At 58.8% G+C, this 16,935-nt stretch carries 19 protein-coding genes and 2 tRNA genes; 20 read left to right on the top strand and 1 reads right to left on the bottom strand.

The window, feature by feature from the left end; all coding sequences use genetic code 11:
• The first annotated feature begins 2 nt into the window (after nucleotides 1–2).
• The 7 genes from lolB (at nucleotide 3) to ychF (ending at nucleotide 5,195) form a co-directional block, all read left to right on the top strand.
• Nucleotides 3–620, top strand: coding sequence for a lipoprotein insertase outer membrane protein LolB (lolB, locus tag AC07N4_RS28235; protein ID WP_096822732.1), 618 nt, complete (start codon nucleotides 3–5; stop codon nucleotides 618–620).
• Between the two features lie 2 nt (nucleotides 621–622).
• Nucleotides 623–1,474 (top strand): 4-(cytidine 5'-diphospho)-2-C-methyl-D-erythritol kinase, encoded by an 852-nt coding sequence (gene ispE, locus AC07N4_RS28230; RefSeq protein WP_493066609.1) that lies wholly within the window; start codon nucleotides 623–625, stop codon nucleotides 1,472–1,474.
• Nucleotides 1,475–1,511: 37 nt separating this feature from the next.
• Nucleotides 1,512–1,586: transfer RNA gene (locus AC07N4_RS28225), tRNA-Gln, on the top strand.
• A gap of 47 nt (nucleotides 1,587–1,633) precedes the next feature.
• Nucleotides 1,634–2,575: a ribose-phosphate pyrophosphokinase gene (locus AC07N4_RS28220; RefSeq protein ID WP_003171603.1), complete on the top strand. Its 942-nt coding sequence runs from the start codon at nucleotides 1,634–1,636 to the stop codon at nucleotides 2,573–2,575.
• Nucleotides 2,576–2,716: 141 nt separating this feature from the next.
• Nucleotides 2,717–3,316, top strand: a complete 600-nt coding sequence (locus AC07N4_RS28215) for a 50S ribosomal protein L25/general stress protein Ctc (RefSeq protein ID WP_102621216.1) — start codon at nucleotides 2,717–2,719, stop codon at nucleotides 3,314–3,316.
• A gap of 171 nt (nucleotides 3,317–3,487) precedes the next feature.
• Nucleotides 3,488–4,072, top strand: a complete 585-nt coding sequence (pth, locus tag AC07N4_RS28210) for an aminoacyl-tRNA hydrolase (RefSeq protein ID WP_007951726.1) — start codon at nucleotides 3,488–3,490, stop codon at nucleotides 4,070–4,072.
• A gap of 22 nt (nucleotides 4,073–4,094) precedes the next feature.
• The gene (ychF, locus tag AC07N4_RS28205; protein WP_096822727.1) at nucleotides 4,095–5,195 is read left to right on the top strand and encodes a redox-regulated ATPase YchF; all 1,101 of its coding nucleotides are present in this window, start codon (nucleotides 4,095–4,097) and stop codon (nucleotides 5,193–5,195) included.
• Between the two features lie 62 nt (nucleotides 5,196–5,257).
• On the opposite strand, the gene AC07N4_RS28200 is transcribed toward ychF, so the two are convergent.
• The gene (locus AC07N4_RS28200; protein ID WP_096822726.1) at nucleotides 5,258–6,475 is read right to left on the bottom strand and encodes an MFS transporter; all 1,218 of its coding nucleotides are present in this window, start codon (nucleotides 6,473–6,475) and stop codon (nucleotides 5,258–5,260) included.
• Between the two features lie 333 nt (nucleotides 6,476–6,808).
• Between AC07N4_RS28200 and AC07N4_RS28195 the strand changes: the two genes are divergently transcribed.
• From AC07N4_RS28195 to AC07N4_RS28135, 13 genes are all read left to right on the top strand, one after another.
• Nucleotides 6,809–8,866, top strand: a complete 2,058-nt coding sequence (locus AC07N4_RS28195; protein WP_493066610.1) for a methyl-accepting chemotaxis protein — start codon at nucleotides 6,809–6,811, stop codon at nucleotides 8,864–8,866.
• Between the two features lie 115 nt (nucleotides 8,867–8,981).
• Nucleotides 8,982–9,058 (top strand) — tRNA-Met (locus AC07N4_RS28190).
• 169 nt (nucleotides 9,059–9,227) lie between these two features.
• Nucleotides 9,228–10,469 carry a tyrosine-type recombinase/integrase gene (locus AC07N4_RS28185; protein WP_493066611.1) on the top strand — a complete coding sequence of 414 codons (1,242 nt, stop codon included), beginning with the start codon at nucleotides 9,228–9,230 and terminating at the stop codon, nucleotides 10,467–10,469.
• 171 nt (nucleotides 10,470–10,640) lie between these two features.
• The gene (locus AC07N4_RS28180) at nucleotides 10,641–11,522 is read left to right on the top strand and encodes a hypothetical protein (RefSeq protein WP_493066612.1); all 882 of its coding nucleotides are present in this window, start codon (nucleotides 10,641–10,643) and stop codon (nucleotides 11,520–11,522) included.
• Nucleotides 11,523–11,656: 134 nt separating this feature from the next.
• The gene (locus AC07N4_RS28175; protein ID WP_493066613.1) at nucleotides 11,657–11,926 is read left to right on the top strand and encodes a helix-turn-helix transcriptional regulator; all 270 of its coding nucleotides are present in this window, start codon (nucleotides 11,657–11,659) and stop codon (nucleotides 11,924–11,926) included.
• The gene (locus AC07N4_RS28170) at nucleotides 11,927–12,229 is read left to right on the top strand and encodes a helix-turn-helix domain-containing protein (protein ID WP_493066614.1); all 303 of its coding nucleotides are present in this window, start codon (nucleotides 11,927–11,929) and stop codon (nucleotides 12,227–12,229) included.
• Nucleotides 12,230–12,546: 317 nt separating this feature from the next.
• Nucleotides 12,547–12,708: a hypothetical protein gene (locus tag AC07N4_RS28165; RefSeq protein ID WP_493066615.1), complete on the top strand. Its 162-nt coding sequence runs from the start codon at nucleotides 12,547–12,549 to the stop codon at nucleotides 12,706–12,708.
• Nucleotides 12,705–13,001 (top strand): DUF3077 domain-containing protein, encoded by a 297-nt coding sequence (locus tag AC07N4_RS28160; protein WP_493066616.1) that lies wholly within the window; start codon nucleotides 12,705–12,707, stop codon nucleotides 12,999–13,001. The genes AC07N4_RS28165 and AC07N4_RS28160 overlap by 4 nt, the downstream gene beginning before the upstream one ends.
• Nucleotides 12,998–13,213: a hypothetical protein gene (locus AC07N4_RS28155; protein WP_493066617.1), complete on the top strand. Its 216-nt coding sequence runs from the start codon at nucleotides 12,998–13,000 to the stop codon at nucleotides 13,211–13,213. Before AC07N4_RS28160 ends, AC07N4_RS28155 begins: the two co-directional genes overlap by 4 nt.
• Complete coding sequence (locus tag AC07N4_RS28150) at nucleotides 13,210–13,734, top strand: hypothetical protein (RefSeq protein ID WP_493066618.1); 525 nt, start codon at nucleotides 13,210–13,212, stop codon at nucleotides 13,732–13,734. The genes AC07N4_RS28155 and AC07N4_RS28150 overlap by 4 nt, the downstream gene beginning before the upstream one ends.
• Nucleotides 13,735–13,754: 20 nt before the next feature.
• Nucleotides 13,755–14,030 (top strand): hypothetical protein, encoded by a 276-nt coding sequence (locus AC07N4_RS28145; protein WP_493066619.1) that lies wholly within the window; start codon nucleotides 13,755–13,757, stop codon nucleotides 14,028–14,030.
• The gene (locus tag AC07N4_RS28140; RefSeq protein ID WP_493066620.1) at nucleotides 14,023–14,904 is read left to right on the top strand and encodes a toprim domain-containing protein; all 882 of its coding nucleotides are present in this window, start codon (nucleotides 14,023–14,025) and stop codon (nucleotides 14,902–14,904) included. Before AC07N4_RS28145 ends, AC07N4_RS28140 begins: the two co-directional genes overlap by 8 nt.
• Complete coding sequence (locus AC07N4_RS28135; RefSeq protein WP_493066621.1) at nucleotides 14,891–16,693, top strand: DUF927 domain-containing protein; 1,803 nt, start codon at nucleotides 14,891–14,893, stop codon at nucleotides 16,691–16,693. The genes AC07N4_RS28140 and AC07N4_RS28135 overlap by 14 nt, the downstream gene beginning before the upstream one ends.
• Nucleotides 16,694–16,935 lie beyond the last annotated feature (242 nt).

The raw sequence follows: 16,935 nt of genomic DNA, 5'->3' as shown, positions 1-16,935 counted from the left end.
TCATGTTTTTGCGCCACGTTATTGTTTTCAGCTTCATCGCCCTGCTCGCCGGTTGCGCGGGTTTTGGCGCTCGCGAATCGGTCGAGGGCCATGGCAGCCCGGCACAATGGGCCGCTAACAAACAGCAACTGACCGGCCTCGATGGCTGGCAGATCGACGGCAAGATCGGCATCCGCGCCCCGAAAGACTCGGGCAGCGGCACGCTGTTCTGGCTGCAGCGCCAGGATTACTACGACATCCGCCTGTCCGGCCCATTGGGTCGCGGCGCGGCGCGGTTGACCGGTCGCCCGGGCAAGGTTTCGCTGGAAGTCGCCAACCAGGGCCGCTATGACGCACAGTCCCCGGAAGTCCTGCTGGAAGAACAGCTCGGCTGGAAATTGCCGGTATCGAACCTGGCCTGGTGGGTTCGCGGCCTGCCGGCTCCGGCCAGCAAGAGCCGCCTGACCCTCGATGGCGACAGTCGCCTGGCCAATCTGGAGCAGGACGGCTGGCAGGTCGAATACCTGGGTTATGCCGAACAGAATGGTTACTGGTTGCCCGAGCGGATCAAACTGCACGGCACCGATCTGGACGTGACGCTGGTCATCAAGACCTGGCAACCGCGTAAATTGGGGCAGTAAGCATGACCGCTCCACGCCTGACGCTGCCTTCTCCGGCCAAACTCAATCTGATGCTGCACATTCTCGGTCGCCGTGAAGACGGCTATCACGAACTGCAGACGATTTTTCAGTTCCTCGACTACGGCGACGAAATCACCTTCGCCGTGCGCGACGATGGCGTGATTCGCCTGCACACCGAATTCGACGGCGTGCCCCACGACAGCAACCTGATCGTGCGGGCGGCGAAAAGACTTCAGGAACAATCCGGTTGCGCCCTCGGTATCGATATCTGGATCGACAAGATCCTGCCGATGGGCGGTGGCATCGGTGGCGGCAGCTCGAATGCGGCGACCACGCTGCTCGGCCTCAATCATCTGTGGCAGTTGGGCTGGGATGAAGATCGGCTGGCAACACTGGGCCTGAGCCTGGGTGCCGACGTCCCGGTTTTCGTGCGCGGGCACGCGGCTTTCGCCGAAGGTGTCGGCGAGAAACTGACCCCTGTCGAGCCCGTCGAACCGTGGTATGTCGTGCTCGTTCCGCAAGTCTCTGTTAGTACGGCAGAAATTTTTTCAGATCCGTTGTTGACACGTAACACGCCGCCCATTAAAGTGCGCCCCGTTCCCGAGGGAAACAGTCGAAATGACTGCTTGCCGGTGGTAGCAAGGCGTTATCCAGAAGTACGTAACGCATTGAATTTGTTAGGTAATTTTACCGAAGCAAAACTCACCGGAACTGGAAGTTGTGTGTTTGGGGGCTTCCCAAGCAAAGCTGAAGCTGATAAAGTCTCGGCCCTTCTGACAGAGACCCTTACAGGGTTTGTAGCGAAAGGAAGCAACGTTTCGATGTTGCATCGCAAGCTGCAAAGTCTGCTCTAAAGGAACCAAGTGCCCGGCACTTGCAAGCAACAGATACAGGGGCGTCGCCAAGCGGTAAGGCAGCAGGTTTTGATCCTGCCATGCGTTGGTTCGAATCCAGCCGCCCCTGCCATTTTCCTATACTCATCCAGGTATACCCTCAGCCTTCAGGTACTGCGCGTGTCCAAGATGATGGTCTTTACGGGGAACGCTAACCCCGATCTGGCTCGGCGTGTTGTACGTCAGCTGCATATCCCTCTCGGTGACATCTCTGTCGGTAAATTCTCCGACGGCGAAATTACAGCCGAGATCAATGAAAACGTTCGCGGTAAAGACGTTTTCATTATTCAGCCGACTTGCGCTCCGACCAACGATAACCTGATGGAACTGGTAGTGATGGCTGACGCCTTCCGCCGCTCCTCGGCTACTCGTATCACTGCTGTTATTCCTTATTTTGGTTATGCCCGTCAGGATCGCCGTCCGCGTTCCGCACGTGTGGCTATCAGCGCGAAAGTCGTCGCTGACATGCTTACCGTAGTCGGCATCGACCGTGTTCTCACGGTTGATCTGCATGCTGACCAGATTCAGGGTTTCTTCGATATTCCGGTAGATAACATCTACGGCTCCCCGGTTCTGGTGGATGACATCGAAGATCAGCGCTTCGAGAACCTGATGATCGTGTCCCCGGACATTGGTGGCGTCGTGCGTGCACGTGCCGTTGCCAAGTCCCTGGGCGTGGATCTCGGGATCATCGACAAACGCCGTGAGAAAGCCAATCACTCTGAAGTGATGCATATCATCGGTGATGTCGAAGGGCGCACCTGCATTCTGGTCGATGACATGGTCGATACCGCCGGCACTCTGTGCCACGCGGCCAAGGCCCTGAAAGAGCATGGCGCAGCCAAGGTCTTTGCCTACTGCACACACCCTGTGCTGTCGGGTCGGGCCATCGAGAATATCGAAAATTCCGTGCTGGACGAGCTGGTGGTCACTAACACCATCCCGCTGTCCGCTGCAGCACAAGCCTGTGCACGTATCCGTCAACTGGATATCGCACCGGTTGTTGCCGAAGCGGTTCGCCGCATCAGCAATGAAGAATCGATCAGCGCGATGTTCCGTTAAGGGCCCTGCCCTTCTCGAAATGTCTCGTTGACGAAAAGCGCCCCGCCCCGGCATTCCTGCCGGGGCGGGGCTTTTTTGCCCATACCGTGTTCGGCGCTGGTCGCAAACGCCACTCGGTCATGGCTATTTTGGAGATACAAAATGAACGATTTTACTCTGAATGCTGAAGCGCGTTCCGACCTGGGGAAAGGTGCGAGCCGCCGCCTGCGTCGTCTCGCCGCCCTGGTTCCAGCTGTTGTTTACGGTGGCGACAAAGCCCCTGAATCCATCAGCATGCTGGCCAAAGAAGTTGCCAAACTGCTCGAAAACGAAGCGGCTTACAGCCACATCATCGAGCTGAACGTTGGTGGCACCAAGCAAAACGTGATCATCAAAGCTCTGCAACGTCACCCGGCCAAAGGCCACGTGATGCACGCTGACTTCGTACGCGTTGTAGCTGGCCAGAAACTGACCGCTATCGTTCCTGTGCACTTCATCAACGAAGCTGCTCCAGTGAAGAAAGGCGGCGAAATCTCGCACGTTGTTGCCGAGATCGAAGTTTCCTGCCTGCCAAAAGATCTGCCTGAGTTCATCGAAGTCGACCTGGCTGACGCTGAAATCGGTTCGATCATTCACCTGTCGAACATCAAAGCCCCTAAAGGCGTTGAGTTCGTTGCTCTGGCTCACGGTAACGACCTGGCTGTTGCCAACGTCCACGCTCCACGTGTTGCTCCAGAAGCTACCGAAGGCGCAGCAGAGTAATTCACTCTGTGAAGCCGGAGTGAGCAGGTAACATCGCGGACTGGAACGTAGCGAGAAAGCGGGCGAGAACGCGGAGTTTACATCCATGGTAAATGAGCATTTTTCGTCCACTTTCGCCGCCTTCCCTGATCGCGGCGATGTTATCCACCACTCCAAGGAAGGGCCCCTATCGTGACTGCCATCAAACTGATCGTTGGCCTGGGAAATCCAGGCGCTGAATACGAACAGACCCGGCATAACGCAGGGGCCCTTTTTGTTGAGCGCATCGCCCACGCACAGAATGTGAATCTCGTGGCCGATCGCAAGTATTTCGGCCTGACCGGGCGGTTTTCGCATCAGGGTCAGGATGTTCGTCTGCTGATTCCCACCACCTACATGAACCGCAGCGGCCAGGCCGTGGCGGCACTCGCCGGTTTCTTCCGCATCAAGCCTGAAGAAATCCTGGTGGCGCACGACGAACTCGATCTGCCTCCGGGCGTCGCCAAGCTCAAGGTTGGCGGCGGTCATGGCGGTCACAACGGATTGCGCGACATCATTGCGCAATTGGGCAATCAGAATACGTTCCACCGCCTGCGGCTTGGCATCGGCCACCCGGGCGTCGCCAGTATGGTTTCAAATTTCGTCCTGGGTCGTGCGCCACGCGCCGAACAGGAAAAACTCGATGCCAGCATCGACTTTGCCCTCGGCGTGCTGCCGGATATCCTCGCCGGTGAATGGAACCGCGCGATGAAAAACCTGCACAGCCAGAAGGCCTGACTCTTATCCGAGGGGAAACACCATGGGATTCAATTGCGGCATCGTCGGCCTGCCTAACGTCGGCAAGTCCACCCTGTTCAACGCCCTGACCAAATCCGGGATCGCGGCCGAGAACTTCCCCTTCTGCACCATCGAGCCGAACAGCGGCATCGTGCCGATGCCGGATCCGCGTCTGGACGCCCTGGCGGCCATCGTCAATCCGAAGCGCATCCTGCCGACCACCATGGAATTCGTCGACATCGCAGGCCTGGTAGCCGGCGCCTCGAAAGGTGAAGGCCTGGGTAACAAGTTCCTGGCCAACATCCGTGAAACCGACGCGATCGCTCACGTCGTGCGCTGCTTCGAAGACGAAAACGTGATCCACGTTTCCAACAGCGTCGACCCGAAACGCGACATCGAAATCATCGACCTGGAACTGATCTTCGCCGACCTCGACAGCTGCGAGAAGCAACTGCAGAAAGTCGCGCGCAATGCCAAGGGCGGTGACAAGGACGCAGTCGTTCAGAAAGCCCTGCTGGAGCAACTGATCGCTCACTTCACAGAAGCCAAGCCTGCGCGCAGCCTGATGAAGAACATGAGCGCCGATGAGAAAGCGGTGATCAAAGGCTTCCACCTGCTGACCACCAAGCCGGTCATGTACATCGCCAACGTTGCTGAAGACGGTTTCGAGAACAACCCGCACCTGGACGTGGTCAAGGCCATCGCCGAAGAAGAAGGCGCCATGGTCGTTCCGGTCTGCAACAAGATCGAAGCGGAAATCGCCGAGCTGGACGACGGTGAAGAGAAAGACATGTTCCTCGAGGCCCTGGGCCTGGAAGAGCCTGGCCTGAACCGTGTGATCCGCGCCGGCTACGAAATGCTGCACCTGCAGACCTACTTCACCGCCGGTGTCGAAGAAGTCCGCGCCTGGACCGTCCGCGTCGGTGCCACCGCACCACAAGCTGCTGGCGTGATCCACACCGACTTCGAGAAAGGCTTCATCCGCGCCGAAGTGATCGCCTACAACGACTTCATCCAGTACAAGGGCGAAGCGGGCACCAAGGAAGCCGGTAAATGGCGCCTGGAAGGCAAGGATTACATCGTCAAAGACGGCGACGTGATGCACTTCCGCTTCAACGTGTAAAAGCTGCACCCAAAAAAAGCCGCGTTTGATACGCGGCTTTTTTGTGCCTGAAATTCAGCCCGTCAGACTTTTTTGGTTCTTGGCAGAAAAATCGCCAGCACCCCGAACAACGGTAGGAACGAGCACAGGAAGTACACGTACTCGATGCCGTGAATGTCCGCGAGATGCCCGAGCAACGCCGCACCAATCCCGCCAAAGCCGAACATCAACCCGAAGAACACGCCGGCAATCATTCCGACGTTGCCCGGCACCAGTTCCTGCGCGTACACCACAATCGCCGAGAACGCCGAAGCGAGGATGAAGCCGATCACCACGCTCAGAACAGTGGTCCAAAACAGGTCGACATGCGGCATGAGCAGCGTGAATGGTGCAACGCCAAGGATCGAGAACCAGATCACCGCCTTGCGCCCGATCTTGTCGCCAATCGGCCCGCCGAAGAACGTGCCTGCCGCCACCGCGCCAAGAAACAGAAACAGGTGCAACTGCGAACTGGCCACCGACAGGTCGAACTTCTCGATCAGGTAAAAGGTGAAGTAACTGGTCAGGCTGGCCATGTAGAAATACTTGGAGAACACCAGCAATCCAAGCACCACCAGCGCGCTGGTCACCCTGCCCTTCGACAACCCGTGAGTCGCCGCCTGGCCAGCCTTGAGCTTGAACAGGTTCAGGTGATGGGCGTACCAACGGCTGATGCGGTACAGCACGAACAGCGCAAACACCGCGAACAGCCCGAACCACGCCACATTGCCCTGCCCAAATGGAATGATGATTGCCGCCGCCAGCAACGGCCCGAAAGCCGAACCGGCGTTACCACCGACCTGGAAGGTCGATTGCGCCAGACCGAAGCGCCCGCCCGACGCCAACCGCGCGATACGAGACGCTTCGGGGTGGAAGGTCGAGGAGCCGATGCCGATCAGCGCTGCCGCCAGCAGAATCAGCGGGAAACTGCCGACCATCGACATCATCACAATACCGATCAACGTACACACGGAACCGGCCGGCAACAGCCACGGTTTCGGGTGCCGGTCAGTGTGGTAACCGACCCACGGTTGCAACAGCGAAGCGGTCAATTGGAACGTCAGGGTGATCAGGCCGACCTGGGTGAAGGTCAAGCCGTAGTTGGCCTTGAGCATCGGATAGATCGATGGCAGCACTGACTGGATCAGGTCGTTGATCAAATGCGCCAGCGCCACCGCGCCGATGATGCGCATCACCAGAGGACTGCTTTGTGGAGGAGCGGACGCCGACGCAGCGGCGGTCTGAACGTTGCTGATAGCCATGGGAGTTTCCGTACAGCAGATGGGTGCACACGGGCAGGTGCGTCAATGTGCCATTTTTCGGTGCGCCAGCGCCATCCCCTTAGCCAGCTAACGAACTATTCATTCATCGCAACGCAAGTGATAGCGCAAAGCCATGGTCTGATTCTTGCCTTGCTTCTCCGCTTGAACGCGGCCCCCTTACAAAGGGGATCGAGAATGGGAAGTTTTGCTACAGAGTCTGCCTACAGAGCGGACGAGAGTGGACTTTCGAAGCCTTTTAGCAGGGCACTGATCGCGCTCGCAACGAACGCGATGCACGCCAATGGTGCGTGGTGTCCAGAGGAGTCATGGGGCATGCAGGCTTTCTTATCACCGGGGATCAAATTGCTGGGGCGGTTTGGCTTCGCGCGTAAATTCCAGTTGTTGTTTCTGCTGTTCATTCTGCCGTTGGCCGGTAGCCTGTTGATGATCGGCCAGGACTATCGCGACAAGCTCAACCTGATTTCCGGCGAACGTGCCGGTGTGCGTCAGTTGCTCGCCCTCGATGCACTCGATAATCTGCTCGCCGCCCAGCGCGACCGCGCCGCCCGCTGGCGTGCCACGGAAACCAACCGCCAGCCGACGCCCGCGACCCTCGCCGCCATGGCCGCATTCGACGGCGTGCAACCTGCCGTCGCCCAAGCCACACTGGATCTGGGTAATGCGTTGAAAGCCGAAGGCGCGGAAGGTGAAACATTGGCTCGCTATCAGGCCCTGCAAACCGCACTCGGTGGTCTGGACTCCAAGAGTCTGGCCGGCGTCGGCTGGTGGCCGGACGGTTACGATCGCTTCACCAACGCCCTCAGCGCCCTGCAAGCGTTGCGCGAACAAATCGCGATGGACAATCGCCTGATCCTCGCGCCATGGCTGGAAACCTATCTGCTGACACAGATTTCCACTCAACATGCACCGGACCTGATCGAACGGGTCGGCCGACTGGCAGCCGTGGGCCAGGCGTCTGTGGTGTCCGGGCAGTTCACCCTGCAAAGCCGCCTGCAACTGCGTGATCTGCGCAGCCGCATCGGCGATGCTCGCGAGCAGCTTGTAAAAACTGCCGGCCTGCTCGAAGCGCGTCTGCCGAGCGCCCTGCAAGGCTGGGCCGGGCAATACCACGACAGCCTCAAGCAGCTGGATGCCGGGTTGAAAGTGCTGGATGACGGCGTCTTCGGCGGCAGTATCAATCTCAAACCTGAAGAGTTCGAGCGCAGCCTCGATGCCCTGCTCGGCAACCTCGCCACGCTGCGCCAACAATCACTGGTGTCGCTGGATCAGCGCCTGGACGACTACCACAGCTCGGCGATTCGTCAGTTCATCGTTGTGGCGACGGTCTTCGGTTGTCTGCTGCTGGCAGCGCTGTATCTGTTCGTCTGCCTGCAAGCCTCGATCCGTCGCAGCGCCAGCGGCATTACGGTGCTCGCCGAAGCCTTGCGCGACGGCAATCTGAGCCTGCAAGTGCCGGTCGTGGGCCGAGATGAACTGGCGTCGATCAGCACCGCGCTCAACGTGGCCGTGGTGCAATTGCGCAACAGCCTGCTGGGCGTCGATCACGAGACCTCGCAACTGAGCAACGCAGTGCGCAGCCTCAACGATCACTCCAGTGGCGCTCTCAGCGAAGTCGAAGCGCAGCAATTGCAGATCAGCCAGATCGCCGCCGCAGCCACGCAATTGGCGGCGACCTCCCAGGGCGTCGCGCAGAGTTGTGAACAGGCCTCCGGCAGCGCCCAGCACACCCGCCGCATCGCCGCCGACAGCAGCCGCGACAGCCAGCGCACCACGGCGAGCATTCAACAACTCAACCAGCGCCTGAATGAGACTGCTGCAGCGCTAGGCCGTGTCAGCGAGCAGGGGCAGCAGATTCAACTGGTGGTCGATACCATTCGTGGCGTCGCCGAGCAAACCAACCTGCTGGCGCTCAACGCCGCCATCGAGGCCGCTCGTGCCGGTGAACAGGGTCGCGGTTTTGCTGTGGTGGCCGACGAGGTGCGCAGCCTCTCGCAACGCACGCAATCGTCCACCGCGCAGATCGCCGGCACCGTCGACAGCTTGCGTGCGACGGTGAATGAAGCGGTAAGCCTGATGGAAGCCGCGTGCGGCCAGGCGCAATCGGATGCCGAAGCCGTCACCGGGCTGGGCGAACGCCTGGGAGAAATCGCCAGCGCCGTGCAGAGCGTCACCGACACCCTCGCGCAGATCGCCACGGCGGTCGAGGAACAGGCGAGCACCGCCGATGAAGTCAGCGGCAATATCCAGCAGGTCGATCAAGCGGCGGTTCGTCTGCTCGAAGGCGCCCGGGCCGTGAACCTCGCGGCGGACACCTTGAGTCAGGGCAGCCACGCCTTGAGTGCGAATACCGGGAGATTTCAGCTGCGATGAAAGCCCTCCCCGCCCCGTTTTTCGGTGCGGGAGGATAAGCGGTTGAAAATAAGAAGAAATATTTTAAATTTACGCTTGACGCTTTTTCATTTCAGGGGAATAATGCGCGCCACTTGGCTACATAGCTCAGTTGGTTAGAGCATAGCATTCATAATGCTGGGGTCCGGGGTTCAAGTCCCTGTGTAGCCACCAAGTACCGATTCACAGATGTCTCTAGATGTCTCTGAATCAAAACAAGAAGCCCGCCTAGTGCGGGCTTTCTTGTTTCTGGCTATCCCTCCTTGTATCCCCCTATACCTTCCCTCTGTGTATCCCCCTGTGTATCCTCGGCAAATAATTGAACCGAAGGGATACAGGTCAGATGAAGCGTTCAGAGATAAAGCGCCGCCCCCTCTCCGATACCGCATTGGCCGGGCTAGAGCCTGACGCCAAGGAGTATCGCGAGCTCGACGGGAACAGCCTTTATTTCCGCGTGAAAACTGACGGCCAGAAATCCTGGCAGCTCCGGTACAAGAAGCCTGACGGGAAATGGTCATGGCTCGGGCTGGGCGGCTATCCCGATGTGAGCGGGTCGGTGGCCAGGCAGAAAGCTGCCGAGCTGCGCGCCGACGCTGCTGATGGAAAGAACCCGATCATTACCAAGCAGGCTCGCAAGAAAGCGGAAAGGAACACTGCCGCCGAAACATTCGAGCCGCTGGCAAGAGAGTGGTACACCTCCCGACTCACCAACTGGGACGCGGGCACGTCGAAGCGAATCATGGGCGCCTTCGAGCGTCATGTTTTCCCCGTGTTCGGTAAGCGCCCCTATGCAGAGATCACCCCACTGGAGTGGATGGAGTTTCTGCGAGGCATGGAGCAGAAGGGAATCCTCGAACAGATGAGCCGGGTTCGCTCGTACTGCCGAGACGTCTACGACTTGGCCAGGGTAACCGGCCGCGCGACTCACAACCCGCTTGAAGGCCTTCAGAAGTACCTCCAATCAGGTAAAGCAGAGAACTACGCTCACGTGCCGCCGGATGAACTGCCGGGCCTGATCCGCGCAATAGCAGCCTACCCTCATGCTCATGATGTGCGCCTCGGCCTACGACTGCTGAGTCTCTTCGCCGTGCGACCTAGCGAGTTGCGCGAGGCACGCTGGTCTGAGTTCGATTTTGCCAAGAAGATTTGGACAATCCCCGTCGAGCGTAAAGGCCGCAAGAAAGGTCTTGAGCACTTGGTACCGCTTTCCACTCAAGCGATCGCCGCGCTGGAGGAACTGCGTCATTACACCGGCAGCTATCCCCTTCTCTTCCCGGGCCGGAGCGACCACACCAAGCCGCGTAGCGACACAGTGTTCCTCATGGCACTGCGTCGGATGGGATACGAAGGTCGGCAAACTGGCCATGGGTTCCGGCATATTGCATCGACGGTGCTCAACGAAAACGGTTTCGACGAGAACCATATTGAGGCTCAGCTTTCGCACAAGAAGCCCGGCGTCGCAGGTATCTACAACAAGGCCCAGTACCTGCCGCAGCGCATGACGATGATGCAATGGTATGCGAACTACCTCGACGGACTGGCCGACGGCACAGTTGTGCAAGGCAACTTCGGGAAAAGGGCCTGAACCGGCCTTCCAAGGCTCTCGGAGACGCATATAGACTTAAATCTAACGCTGTTCAATCGCTGGTGATCAGACAGACACAATATGTTGGCACGCCTAGTCATACGGGGGGAGAAGTCGGCCCCCATCCGCCCGGCCGGCCGACTTTACAGAATGCCGGGAGAAGAGTTGATCATGGAAACGGATAAAGAGTTTGATGCCTTTACAGACGAGGTGCCGTTCGAACCCATATGGCGGCTGCGCGTCATGCAAGCACGCGCCAAGCTGGTGCTTGAGAACCGTTCAGAACATGAGATCCGAGTGGCCGCCTCAACTATCGAGTGGCTCACCAGCGAGTATTTTTACAAAGAGAAAGAATCCTGGATTGCTCATCAAATAAAAAACGATGGGCCGATACTCTGTTATCTCCCCGACGAAAAACGGACAGAAGATGGGCTATGGGAGCTGGTCGATCACAACCCTGACATCATTTCCGATGAGTTCGATTTTCCGAATGAAGAGAACACTAGCCGTCTTGAGGCACTGGAGGAAAGTTTAAAAGGGGTCGACCTTGACGATGAGAATTTCCCAGACGCAAAACCCTATGAATACTTTGCCGTTTTAGCATTGGTGCTCATTGGGGAGGCGATCCTTTCGTTTCAGGACGATGAGTGGTGGCCACCCGTCCTGAAAGAAGACCTCCCTATGGTGCGCCTTAGCTCGATTGCCAACAATGCGGTAGACATCATGGAGGTTATTTGTAGAGCGGAGCAGCGTCAGGACGAACACGAAATGCGTAAGAGAATCGAGTTTTTCTTGCATGACAATGAAAGAAGAATCCCAGAGCAGGTTGATGAGCTAGTGAGGCAAAGGGTTTCTCTCGCAGCAAGTCTCGCAGCAACTGCTCGACATAAAGAAACAAGCGAGAGCAGGTCAGCAGCTCTGCTGTGTTGGGATGCCACCGGGTCAAAGTTCAGCAGCCGAACAGCCTTCGCCCGGAATAAACACAGAGAATACGGAGTTACCGAGAGAACGCTTTATGGGTGGATCACGGCACACGTGCGTTCAAAAAACTGACTGACGTCTACCATCTGCGCGCATACAGTACGGTATACGCGCTAACGGTACAGTCTCCGCGCATGCTGGTCTGTCGAGAGTACCGTTGCGCAATCATCCTGTTTCCCGTCTACATCAGTATCGGGAAACGCAAAATGCACACCATCTATACACCGCACCACCCCTCTGCCTCCACCGCGCAGAACTTCGACCCGGCGATCACCCTGATTCGCATGCCGGACCTGGAAGCGATCACCGGCCTCGCCCGCCCCACGGTGTACAAACGCCTCAAAGATGATCCGACGTTCCCGCGCCCAGTGCCCCTGAGTAACAGCAAGTCGCGCGGCTCGCCGGTTGGCTTTGTTTTGGCTGAGGTACAGGCCTGGGTTCGCCAGCGCATCGCACTGCGTGGGGAGGCCGCATAAATGACAGACAAAAAAATGGCCGACCAACAGGCCAGCCACGAAAACACTCACGTAGAGAATACCAGCGGAACTGCTCAACGTGCTCGACTTTTGGAGCGCCTGAGAGCCGGCCCGATTGATACTTTCACCGCCGTTCGCGAGCTGAACATCGTTCGCCCTGGTGCTCGCATCTGCGAACTGCGAGCCCTCGGCCACAAGATCCACACACACCTGCTGACATTGACTGATGATCAGGGTCGCAGTCACGGTCGCGTGGCGTTGTACTACCTCGGCACCAATCCGCCAGCCGGAGTGCCAGCATGATGACTATGCTCATGCCAAGCGATAGTCGGTCGCAAACTTTGCTTGCTCGGATGGGGCGTCAGCGCTATGGTTCAAGGGTCACGGTAAATCCCGTGACCGACCTTGGCCGGTCGAGTATCGTTAGGCGCACAAGCGCCCACCATCCGATTGCTGGCGCTTTTTTTGCGTCCGCACAATCGTTTTATGGCGGCTGTGCGTGGGACACCTTCGGGTGTGCCGGGTTCCTAACGTCCCGGTCGGCCAACCCGCGTACAGCTGCCACCCATCCTCGCTTGGCCGCGAAAAGTGGCAGCTCCTCAACGTTAGGAGCTACACAAATGAAACCTGCAATCACTCCGTCCGCAATTCGCGCCCTTGTTCATCGCCACATGGCCCTGAGCGCTCTCCGCGCAAACCTATCCCTCTCCTCTCGTCTCACCCGCTACAACACCAACATCACCATCGCCCGCAACCTGGAAGCCCTTGGAGGCGTGCAATGAACACTCATACCGAGCTGGAGGTTACCCCGCTGCTCACGAACGCCTCGGAATTTCACACTGTGGGCACGCGATCATTCTTTTCCGTCTCAGCCGGCGTTCCTGTCGTCGATGCGCTACACGAAGCGAGCTGCTTCCTCGCGGCAGGCGATGCAATGCTGACGAAAGCCATTGATAGCGGCCTTGGCGTCGACGAGGTATTTGGTATCAGGCTTTTGATGGCCGCAGCCAAGGCGTTGGTTGATTCGTCCACCGCGCCTATCCAGTTTGGCAATCGCCAAGGCGGTGCCAAATGAACACTCCAGCTCTCTCGACCGAAATCAGCGTTGAAGACATGCGGGACGTTCAGGAAATTCTGAAGCTGCTCGCGCTTTCCCTCGCCCTGATCGCCTCACCTTCAACCAACATACTCGTGGCAAGAGTTACTGCAGTTTTCGCTCAGCACACTGCAATGGCCTGGGCGGAACTTCTCGACAACTTGATCGCTGCGCAAGGGGGTGCCCAATGAGCAGCCTACTTTCAACTGCACTCAACGCCGAACGGGAACACGCGGCTCAGTGGTGGAGTGTCCTCAATCAGTTGCGCATTTCCAACGAGTTGCCGGAGTGGGTTCGAGCAAAAGGATTTGGTAGCGATGCCGACTATGAGCGGGTATTGATCGCGAGAAGCATCGTCAATCGGACGCTATATGGCGTGGATGAGATCCAACCGTCAGATGATCTTGATCCATGCACCTATGAGCGTCAGCGGCTCATTGATCTGATGGAGCTGGAGCGCACCTGCTATCTGACGTGGTGGACCATGCTCAGCGAAATGCGAGCGCGTAGACAGCTACCGGAATGGGTTTTGATTAATCGCATAGGCAACGGCCCGGATCATGAACTGTGGTGTGACAAAGAGGCCCAGGTCAACCAGATGCTGTTCGGGCAACCAAGCGTCCGCCACTTGGCGACGCAGCTCCGTTTACCTGACGGCCCGCGACTCGATTCTCGCCAGCGCACAGCATCGCTGACTCCCGTGAATTGCTGATTCGATAAAGGTTTAAGCACATGAAAACTCAAAATGGCGCGCCAGCGCCAACGGGATCGGCTTGCCCGGGAAAAGCCACAGAGCTTTTCTACGTGACCCATCCTAAAGCACTAAAGGCGTTGCTTGGCCCGTTCCTGACGGAGTCTGACGCCGAGTGCGGGCGCGTGGTTATGCGTAGCGTCGACGCTCAGGTGACAGCCTGTCTCGTTGAATCCATCGACGACATCACGCACTGGCACGCCGTGAACAATGGACGGGTTTGCCGGGCCTTCGCAGGGAGCGCCAGTCATGGATGACGCAGCGATCCTGTTCCGTGATGCGCTCCAGGCGACTTATGGTCCGCTTGATTGGCTCCCTGTGCCAGATGGCAGCATTCACCGGTTCCGCGTCCCAGACGATAAGCCCGGCACTCTCAATGGTTGGTATGTCCTGTACCTGGATGGTATCGCCTCCGGTGCTTTTGGCAGTTGGAAGTCTGGAGCTGCCAACACTTGGTGTAGCCGCGAACCGGTAGACGCTCACGAGGCCGCGCAGATACGCGAGCGAATTGACCAGGCCCGGCGCCAGCGCGAGGCCGAACAACAACGGCGCCAGCAGCAAGCCGCAGAGAAGGCTAATCACTGGTGGCGCAATGCTCGGCGCGCATCGCCTGATCACCCATACCTCACAGCCAAAGGAGTTCGCTCCCACGGTCTGCGCCAGCGCGGCGCGGATCTGCTCGTACCGCTGTACCTCGACGGCCTCCTAGTCAATCTGCAGCGAATCGCTCCAGACGGCGCCAAGCGTTTCTTGCCCGGTGGGCGCGTGAAAGGCACGTACTCACCTCTAGGCATCATCGAGCCCGGCTCCTTGCTCTGCATATGCGAAGGGTGGGCGACGGGCGCGAGTCTCCACCAACACGGTGGTTATGCCGTTGCCGCTGCCATGAACGCGGGAAACCTGTTCCCGGCGGCGATGGGGCTTCGCTCGCGCTACCCGGACCAACCATTTGTTATTGCTGGCGACGACGACCGACTCACCGAAGGAAACCCAGGACGCACTGCAGCGAACGCAGCCGCGGCGGCAGTGGGCGCTCAAGTGGCTTTCCCCGAATGGCCAGAAGGTGCGCCGGCTGACCTCACTGATTTCAACGATCTCGCAAACTGGAAGCTCGCCAATGGCCAAGCCTGATACCAACGTGATCAACCTTCGGCCAGAGGCCGCGATCATCTCACCTGCTCGACCTTGTTGGGCGGTATACGAGCACTGGGTGATCAACGAGAACGGCCGCAAGCTTCGCCCGGGCGTTTACTGGCACAGCTTCAAGCGCACCGCTGCGGACCAGGACGATGCCGAGAATGACGCCGCCGACAGGCCGATCAGTGATGAGTGGATCTCAAGCCCGGTCATGGTCGTGGCGCGCACCACCAACAGTGACGACGGTAGCGAGGGACGGCTCCTCCGACTAGTGACCGAGGGCGGGATCAAGGAGTGGATCATTGCCATGGAGGTTTTCGGCGGCAGCGGCGAGGATGCCCGGCGCGCCCTGTTCGGTATGGGCGTCATCATCGCCCTTAAAAAGCGCAGCACGTTCATGGAGTACCTGCTCGACCAGCACCCCGCCGAAGTGTTCGCCACCACCAGCCGGCCGGGTTGGCACGAGTCGGGTGCATTCGTACTGCCCGGGCGGACGATCGGCGCCGCAAACGTGCGATATCAGGCCAGCAACAAAGCCCAGGTGCTTTTCAGTCAACGCGGCGAGCTGGCGCAGTGGCAATCGCAGGTAGCTGCCAAGTGCGCAGGCAATCCGGTACTGACTCTGGCAATCGGCTGCTCTCTGGCCGGCCCACTGCTGAGTTTGGTCGGCGTGCTGGGTGGCGGGGTTCACCTTGTGGGTGACAGCTCGAGCGGCAAGTCTCTGGCCCAACTGATCGGATCGTCGGTTTGGGGTGACCCGGGCGTGTTCGCCGCCAGTTGGGATATGACCAAGGGCGGCCTTGAGATCGAGGCGTCGAGCCGTAACGACACCATCCTGCCGCTGGACGAGATCAAGCGTGCTGACCCTAAACGGGTACAGGAAATGGCGTACTCACTCGCCAATGGCCAGGGCAAGGGCACCATGACCCGAGAGCGAGAAGCCCGAGGCAAACTGAGCTGGCGTCTGCTGACACTCTCCAGCGGCGAGCGATCACTCTCTGAGCACGCTGCCATATCCGGAAATGCCGCCCACGCCGGCGCCGAGTTGCGCATGGTCGACGTGAACGCCGGCACTCGCACGCACAGAGCTTTTGATGAGTTGCATGGTCTTGAGGGGGCGGACTTTCACCGGCAACTCACCGTGGCTGTCAGTGCGCATCATGGTCACCTCGGGCCAGCCTTCGTGGAGCGCCTTGTCGCAGCCGACGACAACTCCGGATTGCTCAGTGACTTTGACGGCATCCGTGCCCAGTTCATCGAAGACAACGCCCAGGCCGGGCGCGTAGCCGATCGGTTCGCGGTGATCGCGCTAGCTGGCGAGATGGCCATCGCTTTCGGCTTACTACCCTGGGAGCCGTGTAGCGCCCTCGCCGACTGCCGCCTGCTCTATAGCGAATGGCTTGCTCGTGTCGGCGGCGGTAACGCAGAAGACCGCCAGATCCTCGCTGGCATCACCGACTTCATCGACAAGCACGGCAGCAGCCGTTTCTCCGATGTCGACGCCACTGAGGTGGACGCCAAGGTGTTCAACCGCGCCGGCTACTGGGAGCTGGTGGCTGGTAAACGACTCTACCTGTTCAACAAGTCCGCACTTACCGAAGCCGCTCAGGGGTTCGGGCTAAACCGCGTGATCAAAGCGCTGGAGGTGGGAGGCGCACTGGCCAAGCGGGACAGCGATCGGGATAGCCGCAAAACCAAAAAGTATCGCATCCCCGCCGGCGGCTCGGCGCGCCTGTACGTGGTTGACCCTGAAGCCTTGGACAGCGAAGGGGGCAGCGCATGAGCCCCATCACCATCAAATGCGAATGCCCGAGTTCATAGGAACCTACAAACGTGGGGAACAGGGGGAACGGGGGAACAGCCAGCAAAACCGTGGCTTGTAGCCGTTCCCCCTAATTGAATGTATGGGGAACAGGGGGAACACAAACATGTTTTTGAATATAGAACCTCGGGGCTTTCTGGGCATTTGGTTATCACTGTTCCCCACAAAAAAACGTGGGGAACGGGATACCCCTCTGGAAGCCC

Source organism: Pseudomonas sp. GW821-FHT09E04, from assembly GCF_059416185.1.
Note: the sequence above shows the minus strand (reverse complement) of the source record. Positions and strands in the feature narration are given on the sequence as shown.

Bases quoted from the DNA above. Each gene is read 5' to 3' on its own strand.
- AC07N4_RS28195 (WP_493066610.1), top strand. From the start codon at position 6,809: ATGCAGGCTTTCTTATCACCGGGGATCAAATTGCTGGGGCGGTTTGGC.
- AC07N4_RS28135 (WP_493066621.1), top strand. From the start codon at position 14,891: ATGGCCAAGCCTGATACCAACGTGATCAACCTTCGGCCAGAGGCCGCG.
- AC07N4_RS28155 (WP_493066617.1), top strand. From the start codon at position 12,998: ATGAACACTCCAGCTCTCTCGACCGAAATCAGCGTTGAAGACATGCGG.
- AC07N4_RS28160 (WP_493066616.1), top strand. From the start codon at position 12,705: ATGAACACTCATACCGAGCTGGAGGTTACCCCGCTGCTCACGAACGCC.
- lolB (WP_096822732.1), top strand. From the start codon at position 3: ATGTTTTTGCGCCACGTTATTGTTTTCAGCTTCATCGCCCTGCTCGCC.
- AC07N4_RS28170 (WP_493066614.1), top strand. From the start codon at position 11,927: ATGACAGACAAAAAAATGGCCGACCAACAGGCCAGCCACGAAAACACT.
- AC07N4_RS28140 (WP_493066620.1), top strand. From the start codon at position 14,023: ATGGATGACGCAGCGATCCTGTTCCGTGATGCGCTCCAGGCGACTTAT.
- ispE (WP_493066609.1), top strand. From the start codon at position 623: ATGACCGCTCCACGCCTGACGCTGCCTTCTCCGGCCAAACTCAATCTG.
- AC07N4_RS28150 (WP_493066618.1), top strand. From the start codon at position 13,210: ATGAGCAGCCTACTTTCAACTGCACTCAACGCCGAACGGGAACACGCG.
- AC07N4_RS28165 (WP_493066615.1), top strand. From the start codon at position 12,547: ATGAAACCTGCAATCACTCCGTCCGCAATTCGCGCCCTTGTTCATCGC.
- AC07N4_RS28175 (WP_493066613.1), top strand. From the start codon at position 11,657: ATGCACACCATCTATACACCGCACCACCCCTCTGCCTCCACCGCGCAG.
- AC07N4_RS28145 (WP_493066619.1), top strand. From the start codon at position 13,755: ATGAAAACTCAAAATGGCGCGCCAGCGCCAACGGGATCGGCTTGCCCG.
- AC07N4_RS28185 (WP_493066611.1), top strand. From the start codon at position 9,228: ATGAAGCGTTCAGAGATAAAGCGCCGCCCCCTCTCCGATACCGCATTG.
- AC07N4_RS28180 (WP_493066612.1), top strand. From the start codon at position 10,641: ATGGAAACGGATAAAGAGTTTGATGCCTTTACAGACGAGGTGCCGTTC.
- ychF (WP_096822727.1), top strand. From the start codon at position 4,095: ATGGGATTCAATTGCGGCATCGTCGGCCTGCCTAACGTCGGCAAGTCC.
- AC07N4_RS28200 (WP_096822726.1), bottom strand. From the start codon at position 6,475: ATGGCTATCAGCAACGTTCAGACCGCCGCTGCGTCGGCGTCCGCTCCT.
- AC07N4_RS28215 (WP_102621216.1), top strand. From the start codon at position 2,717: ATGAACGATTTTACTCTGAATGCTGAAGCGCGTTCCGACCTGGGGAAA.